The organism is Mycobacterium sp. SVM_VP21 (assembly GCA_024758765.1).
Lineage (GTDB): Bacteria > Actinomycetota > Actinomycetes > Mycobacteriales > Mycobacteriaceae > Mycobacterium > Mycobacterium heraklionense_C.
In genome coordinates, this window is record CP101406.1 from 1,290,530 (window position 1) to 1,308,729 (window position 18,200).

General features: G+C 68.5%; 18 protein-coding genes and 1 riboswitch. Of the genes, 11 read left to right on the forward strand and 7 right to left on the reverse strand.

Features of this window, described 5'->3' with window-relative positions; translation table 11 throughout:
- Nucleotides 1–6 precede the first annotated feature (6 nt).
- A complete protein-coding gene (locus NM962_06225) occupies nt 7–438 on the forward strand; it encodes an ester cyclase (GenBank protein UVO13686.1) in 432 nt (143 codons plus the stop codon).
- On the opposite strand, the gene NM962_06230 is transcribed toward NM962_06225, so the two are convergent.
- A complete protein-coding gene (locus NM962_06230) occupies nt 408–1,016 on the reverse strand; it encodes a TetR/AcrR family transcriptional regulator (protein UVO13687.1) in 609 nt (202 codons plus the stop codon). The two genes, NM962_06225 and NM962_06230, sit on opposite strands and share 31 nt — an antisense overlap.
- Nucleotides 1,017–1,037: 21 nt before the next feature.
- Between NM962_06230 and NM962_06235 the strand changes: the two genes are divergently transcribed.
- Together NM962_06235 and NM962_06240 are read left to right on the forward strand one after the other, a co-directional pair.
- Nucleotides 1,038–1,427: a hypothetical protein gene (locus tag NM962_06235; GenBank protein ID UVO13688.1), complete on the forward strand. Its 390-nt coding sequence runs from the start codon at nt 1,038–1,040 to the stop codon at nt 1,425–1,427.
- A 222-nt stretch (nt 1,428–1,649) separates the two neighbouring features.
- Complete coding sequence (locus NM962_06240) at nt 1,650–2,876, forward strand: MFS transporter (GenBank protein UVO13689.1); 1,227 nt, start codon at nt 1,650–1,652, stop codon at nt 2,874–2,876.
- 51 nt (nt 2,877–2,927) lie between these two features.
- Here NM962_06240 and NM962_06245 read toward each other — a convergent pair whose 3' ends face one another.
- The 5 genes from NM962_06245 to NM962_06265 form a co-directional block, all read right to left on the reverse strand.
- The gene (locus NM962_06245; protein UVO13690.1) at nt 2,928–3,566 is read right to left on the reverse strand and encodes an LON peptidase substrate-binding domain-containing protein; all 639 of its coding nucleotides are present in this window, start codon (nt 3,564–3,566) and stop codon (nt 2,928–2,930) included.
- On the reverse strand, nt 3,566–4,732 hold the full coding sequence (locus NM962_06250) for a glutamate--cysteine ligase (protein UVO14573.1): 1,167 nt from the start codon (nt 4,730–4,732) through the stop codon (nt 3,566–3,568). Before NM962_06250 ends, NM962_06245 begins: the two co-directional genes overlap by 1 nt.
- The gene (locus tag NM962_06255) at nt 4,713–5,366 is read right to left on the reverse strand and encodes a superoxide dismutase family protein (protein UVO14574.1); all 654 of its coding nucleotides are present in this window, start codon (nt 5,364–5,366) and stop codon (nt 4,713–4,715) included. The genes NM962_06250 and NM962_06255 overlap by 20 nt, the downstream gene beginning before the upstream one ends.
- Before the next feature lie 63 nt (nt 5,367–5,429).
- Nucleotides 5,430–5,900 (reverse strand): LytR C-terminal domain-containing protein, encoded by a 471-nt coding sequence (locus NM962_06260; protein UVO13691.1) that lies wholly within the window; start codon nt 5,898–5,900, stop codon nt 5,430–5,432.
- 65 nt (nt 5,901–5,965) lie between these two features.
- The gene (locus NM962_06265) at nt 5,966–6,274 is read right to left on the reverse strand and encodes a DUF3263 domain-containing protein (GenBank protein ID UVO13692.1); all 309 of its coding nucleotides are present in this window, start codon (nt 6,272–6,274) and stop codon (nt 5,966–5,968) included.
- A 175-nt stretch (nt 6,275–6,449) separates the two neighbouring features.
- Here NM962_06265 and NM962_06270 point away from each other — a divergent pair, with 175 nt between their 5' ends.
- The 6 genes from NM962_06270 to NM962_06295 all read left to right on the forward strand — a co-directional run bounded on the left by NM962_06270 (nt 6,450) and on the right by NM962_06295 (nt 14,354).
- Nucleotides 6,450–7,043 (forward strand): peptide deformylase, encoded by a 594-nt coding sequence (locus NM962_06270; protein ID UVO13693.1) that lies wholly within the window; start codon nt 6,450–6,452, stop codon nt 7,041–7,043.
- 9 nt (nt 7,044–7,052) lie between these two features.
- Nucleotides 7,053–7,982 (forward strand): GNAT family N-acetyltransferase, encoded by a 930-nt coding sequence (locus NM962_06275; GenBank protein ID UVO13694.1) that lies wholly within the window; start codon nt 7,053–7,055, stop codon nt 7,980–7,982.
- Between the two features lie 183 nt (nt 7,983–8,165).
- Entirely contained in the window at nt 8,166–8,969 is an 804-nt protein-coding gene (locus NM962_06280) for an exodeoxyribonuclease III (GenBank protein ID UVO14575.1), read from the forward strand.
- A 107-nt stretch (nt 8,970–9,076) separates the two neighbouring features.
- Nucleotides 9,077–9,565 carry a hypothetical protein gene (locus tag NM962_06285; GenBank protein ID UVO13695.1) on the forward strand — a complete coding sequence of 163 codons (489 nt, stop codon included), beginning with the start codon at nt 9,077–9,079 and terminating at the stop codon, nt 9,563–9,565.
- 11 nt (nt 9,566–9,576) lie between these two features.
- The gene (locus tag NM962_06290; GenBank protein ID UVO13696.1) at nt 9,577–14,082 is read left to right on the forward strand and encodes a cation-translocating P-type ATPase; all 4,506 of its coding nucleotides are present in this window, start codon (nt 9,577–9,579) and stop codon (nt 14,080–14,082) included.
- Nucleotides 14,079–14,354: a hypothetical protein gene (locus NM962_06295; GenBank protein UVO13697.1), complete on the forward strand. Its 276-nt coding sequence runs from the start codon at nt 14,079–14,081 to the stop codon at nt 14,352–14,354. Before NM962_06290 ends, NM962_06295 begins: the two co-directional genes overlap by 4 nt.
- 12 nt (nt 14,355–14,366) lie before the next feature.
- Here NM962_06295 and NM962_06300 read toward each other — a convergent pair whose 3' ends face one another.
- Nucleotides 14,367–14,561: an Rv1535 family protein gene (locus NM962_06300; GenBank protein ID UVO13698.1), complete on the reverse strand. Its 195-nt coding sequence runs from the start codon at nt 14,559–14,561 to the stop codon at nt 14,367–14,369.
- Nucleotides 14,562–14,790: 229 nt separating this feature from the next.
- A riboswitch (M-box (ykoK) riboswitch) is annotated at nt 14,791–14,959 on the reverse strand.
- A gap of 475 nt (nt 14,960–15,434) precedes the next feature.
- On the opposite strand from NM962_06300, the gene NM962_06305 reads away from it, so the two are divergent.
- Together NM962_06305 and NM962_06310 are read left to right on the forward strand one after the other, a co-directional pair.
- On the forward strand, nt 15,435–17,414 hold the full coding sequence (locus tag NM962_06305) for an ATP-binding cassette domain-containing protein (GenBank protein UVO14576.1): 1,980 nt from the start codon (nt 15,435–15,437) through the stop codon (nt 17,412–17,414).
- Between the two features lie 14 nt (nt 17,415–17,428).
- Nucleotides 17,429–18,184 (forward strand): energy-coupling factor transporter transmembrane protein EcfT, encoded by a 756-nt coding sequence (locus NM962_06310; protein ID UVO14577.1) that lies wholly within the window; start codon nt 17,429–17,431, stop codon nt 18,182–18,184.
- The last annotated feature ends 16 nt before the right edge of the window (nt 18,185–18,200 follow it).

Sequence of the window (18,200 nt, forward strand, 5' to 3'; positions counted from 1 at the left end):
TCCACCATGACCGATCCGAAAACCCTCGCCCGCCAAACCTTTCGGATTATCGAGGCCGGCGACGAAGACTTGGCCCAGCGAATCATCGCACCCGACTTCATCAACCGTGAGGCCGACGACGATCCGGAGGACGTCGCGCGCCAACAGCACGGCCCGGCGGGATTTCTCGCCACCAGCCAATGGTTACGCGACGCGTTCTCCAACCTGCGATTCGAGCTGCAGGAGAATCTTGCCGAGGACGACACGGTCATCACCGTGGCCACGATGACCGGCCAACACACCGGAGTGTTCAACGGCATCGCTCCCACCGGCACGACGATCCACCACAAACAGGTGCACATCTTCAAAGTCGCCGACGGCCAGATCACCCAGCATCGGGCCGTCCGAGACGACCTGGGCTTGTTGCTTCAGCTCGGCTGGCGGCCCGGCGGTCCATAGCCGCCCAGCAGCGCACGCGCCGCGGCTGCGACATCGGCTTCCAGCCAGGACGGCATCTCGTCGTCGTAGGCATGTCGGCGCACGGCCGCGTACGGCAGGTCCGCGACGGCCCGGGCGACGGCGTGCGTCGACCTCGGGTCATCGCTGCCGTAGAGCTCCCGGGCCAGCTCGTCGACCCGTTGCAGCAGCGGTGCGTTCATCGCCGACAGCGTCTGCTGAAACGTCGCATCCGGTGCCCCGTCAAGCAGGTCGCCGGGCCGGACCGTCAACAGCAGCCGGGCATCGTCGGGCAATTCGCGGGCAAAGCGGACCGCGGCCACCGCCATCGCCACGGCGGTGTCCGTGGGCGTGCTGCCCGCGGCGTCCAACGCCCGCGATTGAAAACGTTCCAGGGCACGCAGCCAGGTCGCGGCCAGGATCCCGTCGCGGTTGCCGAACCGGTGATACAGCGTGCCCGCCGGCGCGCCGCTGGCCTTGGCGATTGCGGCGACGCTGGCCGCACGCGGGCCTTCGGTCAGCACCAGGGCGCGCGTCGCGTCGAGGATCGCATCGGTTTCATGCTTTCGCGGAGGTGCCACAATCTAGTACAGTCCTTCTATATGGAACGATTACCCTATATCGATGAGCATGCCATAACGATCGACGCAACAGCGGCAGAGACATGGTCGGCGCTGCTGGCGGTGATGTGCCGCGACCCCGCCGATCCGACGACGGTGCCGTTCGGGTTCGCCCTCGACGAGGCGAGCCAACCGCGGCGGTTCGTCTTGAAGGGCCGGCATCCGTTCGCGGTGTATCGCTGGGTGTTCGAGTTGGACGATCTGGGCCCCCGGCGCACCCGGGTGCGTTCGCAGACCTGGGCGGCATTTCCGGGGCTCCACGGCAAGGTCTACCGCGCCCTGGTGATCGGCAGCGGCGGCCATCGCGTGGTGGTGCGGCTGATGCTTCGGCGTATCGCCGCCGCGGTGCGGCCGTCCGCTGCGGCCCGGTAGCGGCCGACGAATCCCGCTACAGCACTGGGCTTCCGATCGCCGTCGATAGCCCTGTGTCACGGCGCATCGCCGACGCGGATCCGCTGTTCACCGACCACTGTGCGCAACTGTTCCTTGATGCCGGCGCCGAACGTGGCTGGCGGCCGCTAGCAGCCAAAGAAATCGGGTGCATCGGCCGCGGTCCGCGCGGTACCTTCGGCTGTCCGAAAGACGAAAGAGAACATGCGCACCGACACGATGCCTGAACGGCTGCTGGGCGCCCGCCGGTCGTTCATTCTCGCGACCACCGTCGCGATGGCCAGCGCCGGACTGTGGGTGCCGCTCATCTTCTTGTTCTTCACCCTCGGGCGCGGGCTGCCACTGACCGGGACCGGCGTCGCCGCCACCCTCGGCAATACCGGCGCACTGGTCCTGGGGGTGCTGGTGTCGGGGCGCACGGTTGACCGGTTGGGTCCGTTTCGGACCATGGCGCTGGCCGGCGTCGGGGCCTCCGGCGCCTTCCTGGGCTTCCTGTGCACCCACACCCTGGCCCAGGTCGCGGTGTTCTCGTTCGCCGCAGCTCTGAGCGCGAACCTGTTCTTCACCGCCGATCCCGAAGCCGTCCGGCGGCTGACCCGCGACCACGACGACCGCACCCAGATGTTCGCGCTGCTCACCTCGGTTCGGGTACTCGGGTTCGGTCTCGGCGCACTGGCCGCGACCGCGGGCCTGGCCATCGACCGGAACGGCGAATGGTTCTGGACCACATTGGTGGCGACCATCGCGGCAGGTGAACTCATCACCGGCCTGCTGTTCTGGCGGCTGCGCTGGATCGACCAGACCGTCACCGGCGACCAGTCGCCGGAAGGCGAGCCGCCGCGCTACCGCGATGTGTTGCGCCAGGGCGCCTTCATGGCCTTCGTCGCCGGCGTGTTCGTCATCGCGCTGACCACCATCGGGATGGATACGGCACTGCCGCTGTTCATGCTGTCGGTGGGACTGCCCGCCTGGTCTACGACGGTGGCTTATCTCTTCATCTGTGTCATGGTCGCGGTGGCGGCGCGCTGGGTTGCCCGGATCGGTACCCGGGTGCCGCACCTTCGGATCCTGACCTGGTCGACGGCGCTGTGCGCGGTCAGTTTCCTGGTGATCGACCTGCTAGCCGGTATCCAAAATGCCGGACCGGCAATCCTTTTCACTGTTCTTGCTGCGGGGCTGACGTTGTTCAGTGTGTCCGACGCGGCGGGCAACGCGCTGAGCGCAAACATCATGCTGACGTTCGCACCCGAGGAGTCGTCCGGACGACACGCCTCGCTGCTGCAGACGGCATGGGCCGCCGCGACCGCCGTTGCGCCCGGCTTGTACGCCGCCCTGTTCTCCGCGGGGCGCATCCTGCCCTGGCTGGCCAGTTCGGCGCTGCTGGCCGCAGCGGCGGCGGTATTCGGCGCGGTGCACGTCAGAACCCGTTGACTCTGCGCTGAGGGCGGGCCTCACTCGCACTTTGCCGCCCTGGACGCAGAGTCAACGAGGGATGTCGAATTCGACTCGCGCGGAAACAGTCTCGATCGCCTCGTACAGCGCCGCCATCCGATCCGGCAGCGACGGCGCTGCCAGCACCGCGTAGCGGTCGGCCTCCCCCATCGGGACCCGGCAGGCCAGCGAGTACAGCCGCTGCCCCGGGTCCAGTGACCGCAACCGTCGACCACCCAGCAGACTGTTGCGCCCCGGCATCATCCACCGTCGCTGAGCTTGGGCCATCCGCTTGTGCAGCGCGACAATACGATCCTCGAGCGCCGCGAACTGCTTGTCCGTCACCGGTTCTGACGGCTCGTCGGGCCATACCTCGGTGATCGCCCGCGGGTAGGGATCGTCGGCGAGCCATTCACGCACCCGGATCCGCTCCCCGGTCAGGCAACGCAACGCGTACCGGCCTCCCCCGAGCTCCGTGCACTGGGTGATGCTGGCCATCGCGCCGACGTCGTTGCGCTGCTCACCGCCGCCCACCTCCCGACCGCGAGCGATCAGCACCACCCCGAAGCGCGGATCGCCGCTGCGCATCAGGTCACCGACCAACACGGTGTAGCGCAACTCGAAGATCCGCAGGGACAGCTCCTCGCCGGGCAGCAATACCCACTCCAGCGGGAACATCGGCAGTTCCATCACGAGATATCGAGCTCGCCCACCAGTGCATCGACCACGGCACGCAGATCGCCGTCATGTTCCTCGGCGACCCGGCGCTGACGCTGGTACGACGCGCCCGTTCGGTAAATGTCGGCGACGGCCGCCAGCTCGTCGGCACAGTGCAGTCGCGCGGCAACCGGTTCGAGCCGGTTGAGCAGCTCGTCGAGGTCCTCGGTGACCAGGCGCTCATTGCTGTCGGCATCAAGGATGATCTCGGCGTCCAGCCCGTAGCGGGCGGCGCGCCACTTGTTCTCCTGCACGTGCCAGGGCGGCATGGTGGGCAGGGATTCATCGTTCTCCAGCCGCCGGTCCAGGTCGACGATCAGGCAGTGCGTCAACGCCACCAGCGCACCCAGCTCACGCAGATTGGACACCCCGTCGCAGACCCGCACCTCGATGGTGCCCAGATGCGGTGATGGCCGGATATCCCAACGAATCTCGTTGGTGTGGTCGATGATCCCGGTCTTCTTCTGGTCGTAGACGAAGCCCTCGAACTCTTCCCAGGTCTGGAACTGAAACGGCAGGCCCGCAGTGGGCAACTGCTGGAACATCATCGCGCGGTTACTGGCGTAACCCGTGTCGTGACCGTCCCACCAGGGCGAGGACCCCGACAACGCCAGCAGGTGCGGATAGTGCTGCAGCAGTGAGGAGATGATCGGCATCACCTTGTAGGACGAGGAGATACCGACATGGACGTGCACTCCCCAGATCAGCATCTGCCGGCCCCACCACTGGGTGCGTTTGATCAGCTCGGCGTAGCGCGGCGCGTCGGTCAGCTTCTGTGCCGACCACTGCGCGAACGGGTGGGTGCCGGCGCCGAACAGCTCCATGCCCCGGCTTTGCACGATCGGCCGAGTGGTGCCCAGCGTCTGGCGCAGGTCCTCGATGGCCTCGCCGGTGTTGTCGCAGATGCCCGTGACGAGCTCGACGGTGTTGCGCAGCAATTCCTTGTGCACACGCGGGTTCTCGCCGAGCTCGGACAGGACCGCGCTGGCTTCGTTGCTCAGATCACGCGTCTGGGCGTCGACGAGAGCCAGCTCCCATTCCACCCCGATAGTGGGACGGGCGCTGCGGGCGAACTCGATTCGGGCTTCGGACCTCGAGGAAGCCCAGTTGTTGGTCGGGCTATCCGGCGCCGATAACACCACACGCAATCCGCTTTCCGGCGTCTCCGGTGGTCAGCGTGGTCTGGTCCGGGCCGGGCGTGCCGTTGACCTGGGTGTAGCGGTCCGCCGGGATGTTGGCGAAGTTGTCGTCGTCGGCGTGGATGATGATCGAGGTCCCGTCCCCGGCCAGCAGCTCAGCCTTGCTGAACGAGTCGGTGGTGGTGACCAACAGCCCATTGCCGTCGGAGCGCACCTGCAGCGACGTCAGGTCGCCACTCTGCGGATGCTCGCTGTGGCCGGGAGCCTGGAAATGTCCGCCGGCCGACAGGAAAGCGCCGGGCGCGCCGCCGGTGGGGGCCACCGACTCTGCTTCGCACTTACCAATGGAGTGGATGTGCAGGCCGTGGAAACCGGGCGAGAGCACCCCGCTGCTGGTGGTCCGCAGGGTCACGGTGGCGAATTCCTTGCCGCCGGCCTTGCTGAACTCGAATGTCGCGGTGGCCACCTGGCCGCCGTCGGGGGTCGTCAGGTGCGCAACGAGATTGTCCGAGCCGCCCGAGCCACCCGATTCGGACTCGGTGGCCGACGGCGCCGCCGACCCCGTCCAGATGGCCGGCGTGGTGCCGGGCGCGTCGGAAGGCAGCTGGTTGGGACTGCACGCCGCCAACAGCATGGCCGGGGTGGCGAAGAAGACGGCGGTGAAAGCTCTGCGGTGACCTGTGACCATGCGAGGAGCTTAACCCGCGACCACCACGATGACGCCCGGTGGTTGCTCGGCCACGTCTGGGATGCGCGGCTCGACAGCGGCTCCCAGCACCTGGGCCACCGAATGAGCCGCGTCCTGCTCGCCCTCGGCGTCGCTGAAGTAGACGGTGGTCTGGGTGACCTCGGGCAGTTCGAGGTTCCCGATCTCGGTCACGTTCCAGCCCGCTTCGCGCAGTCGGTCGGCGGTGTGCCCGGCCAGCCCCGCCTGTTCAGAGATGTTGAAGACCCGCACGTCGGACTTGTGTGCCGGACGTTCGGGTTTGGCCGGCGCCGAGGTCGTGGTGACGGGCTGCGCGGTCGTCGAGTGGTCGGCGTCGTCGTCGGTGCTCGACGATCCGAGGGCTTGAAACCCGACCAGCAGGAAGACGGTGCCCAAGAACAGCAGCACCATCACCATCGCTCGCAGCGGGAGTCGAGAGGAGTCAGGAACGTGGTCGTTCATTGCGCCCACTGTATCGAGGAGCGGGCCATGACCTATAAACGCCCAGGAATCAAGGTGTCAGACGATCAGGTGATGTCGAAACCGAGCCGGCGCGCGGCACGCGCCTTCTGGCGACTGGACCGCAGCCTGCGCAACCGTTTGACCAGCATCGGATCGGCGGCCAGGGCCTCTGGCCGGTCAACAAGGGCGTTGAGGACCTGGTAGTACCGGGTCGCCGACAGCGCAAAGCGCTCCTTGATGGCCTCTTCCTTGGCGCCGGCGTACTTCCACCAGTCCCGTTCGAAGGACAGGATGTCGTGTTCGCGACGGCTCAGACCGTCGGTGGGTTCCGAATCGTCCCCTGAGCGATTCGCCTGCGCCATGGCGCCGTCCATATCGTTTCCTGGACCCTTCCGGAAAGTTCTCTCGCTGCAAACGTTCGGTTGTTTTCGGCGGAGTGTTCTGAGCGAATATTGAATCACGGCACGCTGTGTTGAACCGGGAGCCTGCCCCGCGCGTCGCCGTGGCCGCTGCACTTGACACTCATCGGCCACTTTAAGATTTGCGGTCATGGCCGTCCTACCCATCCGCATTGTGGGCGATCCCGTCCTGCACACCCCGACCAGCCCGGTGCCCGTCGCCGAGGACGGCTCGTTGCCGGCTGACCTCGGTGAGCTAATCACCTCAATGTACGAGACCATGGACGCCGCCAACGGCGTCGGCTTGGCCGCCAATCAGATTGGCGTGGGCCTGCGGGTCTTCGTCTACGACTGCGCCGACGACCGCCGCTCCACCACGCGGCGCCGCGGTGTGGTGGTCAACCCGGTACTGGAGACCTCCGAACGGCCCGAAACCATGCCTGACCCCGATGAGGACGACGAAGGCTGCCTGTCGGTGCCCGGTGAATCGTTTCCGACCGGTCGGGCGCACTGGGCGCGGGTCACCGGACTGGATGCCGACGGCAACCCGGTCACGTTGGAGGGCACTGGGCTTTTCGCCCGGATGCTGCAGCATGAGACCGGCCACCTCGACGGGTTGCTCTACCTGGACATGTTGGTGGGCCGCAACGCCCGCGCCGCGAAACGGACAGTGAAGGCCAACGGCTGGGGCGTGCCCGACCTGTCCTGGATGCCGGGCGACGTGCCCGACCCGTTCGGTCACTGACGAACCCTGATGTCCCAACCACCCGAACTCCCTGAGCTCGGCGTCCGAGTGAGTCTGCGCTATCTGCGTGCCCCGGGTTCCGAGCCGCCGATGGGCGATGTGATCGGGCATCTGCTGCAGGCCGGACCGCTGGTGCGGGTCCGCTCGGCCGACGGGGTGGTGCACGAGTGCCGGCACGCCGACGTGCTGTACGTGCGCCGGCTGACCGACCGGCCGGTGAAGAACTCGGCGATCCGTTCCGTCGAGCATGCCGCCGCGCTGGCCTGGCCGGGCAGTGAATATCAGTGGCAGGACGGCTGGCTGCTCCGAGCGGGCCCTGGCGCCGACCTCGCGGCCAATTCGGCTGTGCCCCTGGACATGTTTGCCCATCCGAACGCCATCCCGGCGATCATCGACTGGTACGTGCAGCGGGGTCTGCCACCGACGCTGGCGGTCCCGGAACGACTCCTGCGGCTGCCAGAGGACATCCCTACGCGATACGAGACCCGCACCCTGGTGTGCGACCTCGGCGCTGCCGGCGCTGCCGCTGGTGACGTGGTGATGGCGACCGAACCCGACACCGACTGGCTGGCGGTGTTCGGTCACGACGTGCCGGTGAACGTGTTGACCGCGGTGGTCGACGGCGATGTGATCTTCGCCTCGATTCCCGGGGTGGCGGTCGGGCGCGGTGCGGTCACCGAGGGCCCGGACGGGACCCGCTGGCTGGGGCTGACGGCGGTTCGGGTGGCCGCCGACCGGATCCGGCAGGGCTACGGGCGCGAGCTCTGCGCCGCGTTGCAGGCCTGGGGGGTTGGTCGCGGTGCCACCCGCGGTTACGCACAAGTGCCGACCACTGACGAGGTATTCGAGTTCTTCGAAGCGATCGGATTCACCGGCCAGCACCGCAGCCGCTATATCGATGCCCGAGTGCTGGGCAGCGGGTCGACGCCATCGAACTAGCGTCGATCGCAAGCGCGACGAAGTCACGCGCAGCGGGTCGGCGCCGTCGAACTAGCGACGATCGCAAGCGCGACGAAGTCACGCGCAGCGGGTCGGCGCCGTCGAACTAGCGACGATCGCAAGCGCGACGAAGTCACGCGCAGCGGGTCGGCGCCGTCGAACTAGGGTGGCTGCGTGACTGCTCTGCGACTGGCCACCTGGAACGTCAACTCCATCCGTTCTCGGGTGGACCGGGTGACCGACTGGCTGGCGCGCGCCGAAGTCGACGTGCTGGCCATGCAGGAGACCAAGTGCACCGACGCGCAGTTTCCGGCGCTGCCGTTTCACGAATTGGGCTACGAGGTCGCCCATGTCGGGCTGAACCAGTGGAACGGCGTGGCGATCGCATCGCGGGTCGGCCTAGACGACATCGAGGTCGGGTTTCCGGGCCAGCCGGCGTGGGCCAAGGCCGACGCCGATCCCGCCGTAGAGGCGCGCGCGCTGGGTGCCACCTGCGGCGGGGTGCGGGTCTGGAGCCTCTACGTGCCCAACGGACGCGCCCTGAACGACCCGCACTACACCTACAAGCTGGATTGGCTTGCGGCGCTGCGCGATACCGCCCAAGGGTGGTTGCGCGACGATCCGTCGGCGCCGATCGCGCTGGTGGGCGACTGGAACATCGCTCCCCAGGACGACGACGTATGGAGCATGGAGTTCTTCGAGGGCGCGACGCACGTCTCGCAACCGGAGCGCTTGGCCTTCCAGGCGATGGCCGACGCACAGTTCCTCGACCTGGTGCGGCCCTTCACGCCCGGCCCCGGCGTCTACACCTACTGGGACTACACGCAGCTGCGGTTCCCGAAGAAGCAGGGCATGCGCATCGACTTCATCCTGGGCTCCCCCGCGCTGGCGACTCGTGTCGCGCACGCCGAGATCGTCCGCGAAGAACGCAAGGGCAAGTCACCGAGTGACCACGCGCCGGTGCTGGTCGAGATCCGCCGGGACTGATTTACCCGCAGTTCTATGAATTCGGTGTGGATTTCGGACCGATCTCGAAATCACGCATAAGATAGGCGGATTATCCAATTTGCTCATTTGAAGGGCAGGGAATTCCCATGAACGCCGTCGCAGGGACGGTAAGAAAGGTGGCCGGAGCGGCGAACCGCGCGGTCACCATGACAACTGAGGCAGCCGGAGCGATCGGCGGGGCCGCAGTCAACGGGGTAATCGGCGGCGTCAAGGGGGCGGCCGGCGGCGTGCAGCGTGGGCTGCGCACCGGCAGCCACTCGACTCCCGCGGCCGCGCTGACCCTGGGCGCCCTCGGCGTGACCGGACTGGTCGAGTGGCCGGTGCTGGTCGCGGTGGGGGGCACCGCACTGGTGCTCAAGCAACTGGCCAACCGGTCCGATGACAGCAAGGCGCCGGCCAAGGCCCCCACTGCGTCGGTGCGGCCGCTCAAGGCGGCGCCGCCGGCGAAGGCGACAAAGCCGGTGAAGTCGGCGAGCTCGTCGACGTCGTCGCGTCGCAGCGCGCAGCCGAAGAAGACAGCGGCACGCCAATCACGCAGCGGGGCCAGCAGCACCCGCACCCGTACCCGCCACTAGTCGGGTACCGAGTGAATTCAGACTCTCCCCTGCGTTCCGTACGCCGCTCATGGCCGCTGCGCGCAGCGAATTTCGGTGTCCAACTGACCTCAGCGCTGATCGATGCCTCCGTCCAGACCGCTGCCGGGGTAGCCGGCGCGATTCTGCCGAACGGCGACGGGGGCCCGGTGCTGTCCCGCCGCTGTTTCCGCGGTGAGGGGCGGGCCTGGGTCGAGATTCGTGGCCTCGACGGCTCCGCCGGTGACGAGCTGGCGACCGCCGTCTTGGACGCTGCCCGCGCCCTGCCCGGGGTGATCTCGGTCCGCTTGAACCACCCGTTGTCGCGCCTAGTGGTCGGGCTCGACCCAACCGCCGACAACGCCGTCTCAGTGCGCGAACTGTGCCAGGTGGTAGCTGACACCGAAAGCCAGTACCGCACGGATCGGATTCCACGGTCGGAATCCCGCGGTCATGCCCCGGTGAGCCTGCCCGGCGACGGGATGACCGAGATGCTGCGCGCGTTGACTGTCGGCGCCAACATCGCCGGCTTGGGCGCGGCGACGCTGGGCCGGTTGCTGCGCCTGCCGGGCCTACCGCTCGGCCTGGAAGCCGGCGTCGTCGTCATCGACTACCAGCCTCGAGTGCGCCGACTGCTGGAGGACCGCATCGGCAAGCAGGCAACCGATGCGCTGTTGGCGCTGGCCAGCGCCGGCGTGCACACCCTCAACACCGCGCCGACCACGCTGGCGGTGGACTTGTCGGTGGAGGCGATGCGCGCCGGGGAGGAACGCGCCGAGGCACGGGCCTGGCGCCGCCACGAGCCGGAGCTCGCCCACCACGCCGATCATCCGCCGGTGACCGTCCCGGAGCGGCCGGCGCCGCGGCCGCCGGGTCCGGTGGAGCGCCACCTGACCCGCAGCGCCTGGGCACAAGTCGTAGGCGCTGGGGTGATCGGCGCCGCGACCCGGAATCCAGATCTGGCCGGTACGGCCGCCGCGGTGACCGCACCGAAGGCCACCCGCACCGCACGCGAGTCGTTCGCCGCCACCCTGGGCCGCGGTCTGGCCGATCAGCACGGCACGGTGGTGCTGCGGCCGGGCAGCCTGCGTGAGCTCGACCGCGTCGACACCGTGGTCATCGATCCGCGCGTGCTGTGCGGTGAGACCTTGCGGGTGATGCAGGTGTGCGGCGCCGACGACGACGAACTGCGCGCCGTGTGGGTGCAGGCTCAGGCTCGACTGACCGACGCCGACCTCAAACCGGGATGGCACCGCATCGGACCGCGCTCCGGTGTGCAGGCCTCTTTCCAGCCCGCGCTACTCCCGCTGGCCGCCGCGGTGGTGACCGAGGCGCGCCGCGCCGACGTCGAGGTGGTCTCGGTGGAGGCCGAGGCGCTCGGCGAACTGCGGCCGGTCTTCGACGAGATCCGACCCCTGGATGGCGCCTCGGTAGACCAGGCGCTGGCCGCCGCGGTAACCGCCTATCAGGCCGAAGGCCATGACGTCGCGGTGCTGTCCGCGGTTGCCCTCGACGCACTGGCCGCTGCCGACGTCGCGCTGGGCGTGCTATCGGGACAGGGCGTCCCGCCCTGGTGCGCCGATCTCCTGCTGACCGACCTGGCCGCTGCGTGGCGGGTGCTGCATGCCTTGCCCGCCGCCCGCTCCGCCAGCCACCGTGGCGTCGAGATCGCCACCGGCGCCACCGCGTTGGGCTCACTGCTGATGCTGCCCGGGGTGCGCGGCAGCGGGCCAGGCCCCGTGACCACAGGCGCGGCAGCCGGCGCACTGTCGGGGTACTGGCTCGCGCGCCGTGCCGTGGACGCGGCGGTGCCTCGGCCGGCGGCGGTGCACGAGTGGCACGCGATGTCCGTCGACCAGGTACGGGCGGTGTTGCCGCCACCGGAGCTGGAAGAGACACCCACCACCCACCATGCGCCGGCCGCGGCGGCTGCGCTGGCGGCGGTGGATCTGGCCCGCCGCGGGGCGCAGGCAACCGCGCCCCCACGACTGCTGCGGCAGTTCGCCCAGGCCGTGCGCAGTGAGCTGTCCGACCCGATCACGCCGGTGCTGGCGCTGGGGGCTGCGGCCAGCGCGGTGCTGGGCTCACCCGTCGACGCGATGCTGGTCGGTTCGGTGTTGGGCGGCAACGCGATGCTGGCTGCCGCTCAGCGACTCATCGCCGAGCGCCGGCTCAGCGTGCTGTTGAACGAACAGATTCCACCGGCGCGCAAGGTCCTGCCCGACGGCAGTCACTGTGAGATCCCAGCCGAGGAGCTGGTCCCCGGCGATGTGATCGAGGTGCATGGCCACGAGGTGGTGCCCGCCGACGGCCGGTTGATCGAAGCGATCGATCTGGAGGTCGACGAGTCGTCGCTGACCGGTGAGTCGTTGACGGTGGTCAAGCAGGTTGAGGCCACGCCGGGTGCCGATCTGGCCGACCGCGAATGCATGGTCTACGCCGGGACCACCGTGGTGACCGGAACCGCGGTGGCACTGGTGACCGCGACCGGCGGCGACACCCACGGGCGACGGGCGGCCGAACTGGTGGCCGGCGATCAGTCCGCGATCGGATTGCAGCATCAGCTGAGCCTGCTCACCAGTAAGGCCTGGCGGATCAGCCTGGCCGGTGGTGCTTTGGTGACCGGCCTGGGCATGGCCCGCCGGATCGGGTTGCGGCAGGCGGTGGCCAGCGGGATCGCGGTTAGCGTCGCGGCCATCCCCGAGGGGTTGCCGCTGGTGGCCACCCTGGCGCAGCAGTCCTCGGCCCGGCGGTTGACCAAGGCCGGGGTGCTGGTGCGGGTGCCACGTTCAGTGGAGGCCCTCGGGCGCGTCGACGTGGTCTGCTTCGACAAGACCGGCACCCTGAGCAAGAACCGGCTGCGGGTGTCGCAAGTGCACCCGGCGGCCGGTTTCACCGACCACGACGTGCTGCGCTTCGCGGCAAGCGCGGCGCCGGTGTCCAACGGCACCCGCCAGGTGCACGCCACCGACACCGCCATCGTGGAGGGCGCTGATGCGGCCGGCGCGTCGGCGCCGGCCGGGCTTGCCGCGCACCTGCCGTTCCGCTCCGGGCGTCCGTTCTCAGCGTCGATACGGGGAACCGAGCTGACCCTCAAGGGCGCCCCGGAAATGGTGCTGGCGTGCACCGGGGCGGGCCCGGCCATCAGGCAGTCGGTGGCCGCCTTGGCTGGTGACGGCCTGCGAGTGATCGCGGTGGCCCGCCGGGAACTGACTCCTGCGCAACTCACGGCGCTCGGCGAGGACCCCGAACCCGAGGAAATCGCCGAGTTCTGCCGCGAGGGACTGACATTCGTCGGTCTGCTCGGGTTGTCCGACACCCCACGCGACGAGGCGGCCGAACTGCTCGCCGACCTCAAGCGTCGCCAAATCCCGGTGCGCCTCATCACCGGCGACCACCCGTTGACCGCGACCGCCATCGCCCGGGAGCTGGGCCTGGAGGTCGACAGTGACCAGGTGATCAGTGGCGCGCAGTGGGATGCGTTGTCCCGCAAGGGCCAAGAACAAGCGGTAGCCGATCGGGTGGTGTTCGCCCGGATGTCTCCGGAGAACAAGGTGCAGATCGTCCAGACCCTGGAGCGCACCGGCAAGGTGTCGGCGATGGTCGGCGACGGCGCCAACGACGCCGCGGCGATCCGGGCCGCCACGGTCGGGATCGCAGTGGTGGCGCACGGCAGCGAATCGGCCAGCACCGCTGCCGACGTGGTGCTGCTCGACGAGCGGGTCGACACCCTTCTCGACGCGCTGGACGAAGGCCGCGAGTTGTGGCAGCGGGTGCAGGCCGCGGTGGCGGTGCTGCTGGGCGGCAACGCCGGCGAGGTGGCATTCGCGATCATCGGGAGTGCGCTGACGGGGCGCTCGCCGCTGAACGCGCGCCAGCTGCTGCTGGTCAACATGCTGACCGACGCGCTGCCGGCCACCGCGCTGGCGGTCAGTTCGCTCAACGAGCAGGCCGCCGCCGGTGGGCACGGTCCCGACGAGCGCGCGCTGTGGCGCACGGTGGCCGTGCGCGGCGTGACGACGGCGTCGGCCGCGGTGGGCGCGTGGGCGCTGGCTTCGGTCACCGGGCGCCAACAGCGGGCCTCGACGGTGGCGTTGGTGTCGCTGGTCGCCACGCAACTGGGGCAGACGCTGCTGGATTCGCGTGATCCGTTGGTGGTGGCGACCGCTGTCGGCTCGCTGGGCGTGATGGGGACGTTGATCACCGTTCCCGGTATCAGCCAGCTGCTGGGCTGCACGCCGATCGGGCCGCTGGGCTGGGCCCAGGCTCTGGGTACGGCGACCGTCGCCACGGTCGGCGCAGCCGTGGTGCCGCGGCTGCTGTCGGGACCGCAGGACGACACAGCCAAGCCGAAGGAGTTCATCGTTCCCGGGCCGCGTCAACCGGACCGCCCGCAGGCATCATCTAACGGTCACCCGGCGCCGCGACTGCGGCTTGTGCACAATGGGGACACTGACTCTCGCCGCGGAACGGTCGCGGCTCGATCATCCGGCGACCCGTCGCCACCAGGAGGTTCATGATGGCGGACAAGCCGCGGCGCAGCGCATCCCAGCGCGAGGCAGTTGCCCACATTCGCGAGGCGGAGGGATTCGCCGTTGAACTGCCGCTGTTCGGCAAGGTGACGGTGCCGCGGCCTGAGCAATTGGCCTATTACGGCGGGTTGGCGCTGCTGGCGGCTTTCGAGATCATCGACTGGCCGGTGGCCGTGGCGGTGGCTGCCGGCCACATTCTGGCCAGCAACCACCGCAGCGAGGTGCTCGAACAGCTCGGCGAGGCTTTGGAAGACGTCTAGACGCCGTCTGCCTCAGCCGTTGACGGTCAGCACTCCGACGCGCCACAGGAGTGCGTACATCTGGTGCAGCGGGCCACTGAGCAGCCGCGTGGTCATGTCGACCAGCGGGTCGGAGGCAGGAGCGGCAGGACGGTGGTCCAGCTTCTTCGGCGTGCTGATGGCACGCGGGGCCGGAGCCGTGATGTCGGTGTAGGCGATTGCAACCATGATGGCCTCCTAGTCGCGTAACGGTGCTACGCGCTCAGCTGGAGGCCGGAGTCGTGGCTCAGCTGGAGGCGGTATGCGACCGTTCGGATGGGGACGGAACAGATGTCAGATATCGGCTCGGACTATCACCGGAACTCATTCGTCCCTCACCTCCTCTCGGTCGCGGGCGCGCAGTGGCGCGCCGGTTTCACCGCATGCTTAGGAGGGCAGCTCCGACAATTGTCGGAAGACCGCACCCCTCTCGTCAGAGCTTTGGCACTGCACGGCGTGTCCCAATACGGGAAGCCACTTGGGCTCAACCCTTAAGCCGGGAGGAGCTGTCCTGACCCGGGGCGTCTTTCGACGTTCGGGGTCAGTGGCCTATGTCCGTGCAGACGCCTCACCTAACGAGGTGCTTGCACGGTCCATAGTGCACCACCGACGGGGCCCGGTCAACTCCACCTCATCCGGGCGTGTCGAGGGTCTCTGACGTGCAACGACGCCGCCAAATCCCCTGCGCACGAGTTGTCACACCCGTCACTTTGGTATCAGATCGAGACGGCAAGGTCAGCCCTACTGCCTACCGCACCCATCCAGCGGCGATGCGCACAGCACACCAGTCACCATGCCTCGCCAAGCGGGCCCATCCGCAGATGCGGGACAACCAAGAACAGCGTGGCCCCTAACCATCATTACCGCTGATTATATACTTAAATGGACTTCAAGACTCTTTTCCACTACTGAATGACACCTCGAAACCCCCTGTACCCGGGGCGCTTCACGATGGAAAGAACAGAATTGGATAAGTTCGCCGCTGCCAGCTCACCCGGAACGGACTCGCGGCCGGCAGCGAATTCGGAGGACGGACCTACCGCGCCCGGGCACGCCCGCGGCATGGAGCCGGCGGAACTAGCCCAAGCGGCGATGACCGCGGCTCTCATGGCCGCCATCGCCGTGGTGTCGATCGTGCTGCCCGGCGCGGTGATATTCGCCTGGCTGGGCACCGTGCCGATGGGAGTGCTGTGTTACCGGCACCGCCTCCGGGTGGCATTTGCGGCATTCGCCGCCAGTTGCCTCATCAGCTTCCTGATTGCTGGCTTCGGAGGTGCGGTATCGGCGCTGACATCGGCATACATGGGCGTGATCGCAGGGCAGGTCAAGCGCCACGGCCGAGGCAGGGCCACGATGTTCGCCATCGCCGCGGTATGGGGTGTGGCGATGGCCATGGTGTGTGTGGGCTTGTTCGCCGCGCTGGCCAACCTACGCGAGGTGGTCTTGAGCGCCGTGTCCGCCAACTCTGGAGGATTCGCAACGCTGCTGCAGGCCGTGCCCGTACTCGGCACGGCCGCGGCCGGACTGGAACACGCTGTGCAGAGCTGGGTCGTGCACTGGGCGTGGTTCCTCGGGGTCTCAGTCTGGCTCATCGTCATCTTCGGCACCTGGTTCGGTTGGCAAGTGCTGATCCCCATTTTGCGGCGGCTTGAGGCGGTGACCGACCTGTCGTCGGTGGGGCTGCTGCCCGCCGCACGCGACGGGGCCGCACCCGGTCCGCTTCCGACCGTCCTGACCGGCGCCGCATTTCGGCACCCCGGAGCCGACCGCAACACCCTGGCCCCGGTCACCATGCGGGTCGATATCGGCGACCACGTCGCAGTGACCGGCGCCAACGGCTCGGGCAAATCCACCCTCATGCGGATTCTGGCCGGCCTGGCGCCGACCGCCGGCACCGTCGAACGTCCGGCGGATGTTGGTCTAGGCCGGCCGGGCGGCACCGCGCTGGTCATGCAGCATCCCGAGAGCCAAGTGCTGGGATTACGTGTCCGCGACGACGTCGTGTGGGGATTGCCGCCCGACCGTCAGGTTGACACCGAGAGCCTGCTCAGCGAGGTGGGCCTCGGTGGCATGGGTGACCGCGATACCACCGGGCTCTCCGGCGGAGAGCTGCAGCGGCTCGCGGTGGCCTCGGCGCTGGCCCGTGAACCGTCGTTGCTGATCGCCGACGAGGTCACCACCATGGTCGACCAAGCCGGTCGCCAGACCCTCCTCTCGGTGCTGGACGGACTCACCGCGCACCACCGCTTGGGCCTGGTGCACATCACCCACTACCCCGGCGAAGCCGGTGCGGCGGATCGTGTTGTCGCCCTGGGTGGTGGTGGCCGAGGGACCGCTCGGACCGTGCCAGATCTCGGCCAGGCTCCCCTACCGGGGCGGGAAACCATCCTCGACATCCAGAGCGTGTCCTTCGATTACGCCGCGGGAACCCCGTGGTCCAAGCCCGTGCTGCGGGACGTCTCGTTCCGCGTAGACAGCGGTGACGGCATATTGTTCTGCGGTGGCAACGGATCCGGGAAGTCCACGTTGGCCTGGATCATGGCGGGCCTGCTGGAACCGTCGGCCGGCCAGTGCCTGCTCGACGGGCGCCCCGCCACTCGGCAGGTGGGTGCGGTTGCGTTGTGTTTTCAGGCCGCACGACTGCAATTGCTCCGCGGCTACGCCGGCGCTGCGGTGGCGGCGTTGGCGGGCTGGGCACCCAGCGATACCGACCGCATCCATCGCGCGTTGGCTTCGGTCGGCCTGGAAGCCGAGATCGCCGGGGTGCTGGTTGATCGGCTCAGCGGAGGACAGTTGCGGCGCGTCACCCTAGCCGGGCTGCTGGCCCGTTCGCCGCGTCTGCTCATTCTCGATGAGCCCCTGGCCGGGCTGGACGCCAACGCCCAGTCGGATCTCGTCGATCTACTGGTCGGTATCCGCCACCGAGGTCAGGCCGTCGTGGTGATCTCCCACGACACCGACAGCCTGTCCTCGCTGTGCCCCCGCACCTTGTGGCTGGACCAGGGAACACTGGCCGCCGCCAAGCCGGAGCTGCAGTCGTGAGTCGCCGCCCGCTGATGCTGATGCGCCCCGTCCCGGGCCCGTCACCGATCCACGACCTGTGGGCCGGCACGAAGCTCGTTGCAGTGCTGGCGATATCGGTACTGTTGACCATCACCCCGTCATGGACGGCAATCGGGCTTGTCGCCCTGCTGATCGTCGTCACCGCCACGTTGGCCGGGATTTCCTACACGTGCCTACCGTCGGTACCGGGATGGCTCTGGCTGCTCGTGGTGACAGGCAGCTTGTTGACCATCGCCAACGGGGGCGCCCCGGAGGCCACGCTCGGACCGGTCACGTTCGGCCTGGGCGGCTTCATGGATTTCCTGCGAATCTCGGCCCTGGGCCTGGTCCTGCTGAGCCTCGGCGCGGTGACCTCATGGACCACCCAGGTGGCCGATATCGCTCCCGCGGTGGCGCTGCTGGGTCGCCCACTGCGCATTCTGCGGCTGCCCATCGATGACTGGGCAGTCACCCTGTCTCTGGCATTGCGAATGTTCCCAATGCTGGCCGATGAGTTCCGGCTGCTGGCTGCCGCTCGCCGTCTTCAGCCTCCACAACCGGAGAAGCGTTCCCGCCGAGCCGAAGTCGTCGACCTGTGCACCGCCGCGATGGTGGTCTCGTTGCGTCGAGCCACCGAAATGGGCGACGCCATCACCGCACGTGGTGGCGCCGGCCGCATCTCGGCGCAGCCCAGCCTGCCCGGTTGGCGTGACGCCGTTGCCGCGGTAGTGCTCATCGGGCTCCTCGCCCTCTCGTGGGCGCTCGGCTGACGACACCGCAGCGGTA

Bases quoted from the DNA above. Each gene is read 5' to 3' on its own strand.
- NM962_06225 (UVO13686.1), top strand. From the start codon at position 7: ATGACCGATCCGAAAACCCTCGCCCGCCAAACCTTTCGGATTATCGAG.
- NM962_06235 (UVO13688.1), top strand. From the start codon at position 1,038: ATGGAACGATTACCCTATATCGATGAGCATGCCATAACGATCGACGCA.
- NM962_06240 (UVO13689.1), top strand. From the start codon at position 1,650: ATGCGCACCGACACGATGCCTGAACGGCTGCTGGGCGCCCGCCGGTCG.
- NM962_06245 (UVO13690.1), bottom strand. From the start codon at position 3,566: ATGGAACTGCCGATGTTCCCGCTGGAGTGGGTATTGCTGCCCGGCGAG.
- NM962_06255 (UVO14574.1), bottom strand. From the start codon at position 5,366: ATGCTGTTGGCGGCGTGCAGTCCCAACCAGCTGCCTTCCGACGCGCCC.
- NM962_06260 (UVO13691.1), bottom strand. From the start codon at position 5,900: ATGAACGACCACGTTCCTGACTCCTCTCGACTCCCGCTGCGAGCGATG.
- NM962_06265 (UVO13692.1), bottom strand. From the start codon at position 6,274: ATGGACGGCGCCATGGCGCAGGCGAATCGCTCAGGGGACGATTCGGAA.
- NM962_06270 (UVO13693.1), top strand. From the start codon at position 6,450: ATGGCCGTCCTACCCATCCGCATTGTGGGCGATCCCGTCCTGCACACC.
- NM962_06275 (UVO13694.1), top strand. From the start codon at position 7,053: ATGTCCCAACCACCCGAACTCCCTGAGCTCGGCGTCCGAGTGAGTCTG.
- NM962_06285 (UVO13695.1), top strand. From the start codon at position 9,077: ATGAACGCCGTCGCAGGGACGGTAAGAAAGGTGGCCGGAGCGGCGAAC.
- NM962_06295 (UVO13697.1), top strand. From the start codon at position 14,079: ATGATGGCGGACAAGCCGCGGCGCAGCGCATCCCAGCGCGAGGCAGTT.
- NM962_06300 (UVO13698.1), bottom strand. From the start codon at position 14,561: ATGGTTGCAATCGCCTACACCGACATCACGGCTCCGGCCCCGCGTGCC.
- NM962_06305 (UVO14576.1), top strand. From the start codon at position 15,435: ATGGAGCCGGCGGAACTAGCCCAAGCGGCGATGACCGCGGCTCTCATG.
- NM962_06310 (UVO14577.1), top strand. From the start codon at position 17,429: ATGCTGATGCGCCCCGTCCCGGGCCCGTCACCGATCCACGACCTGTGG.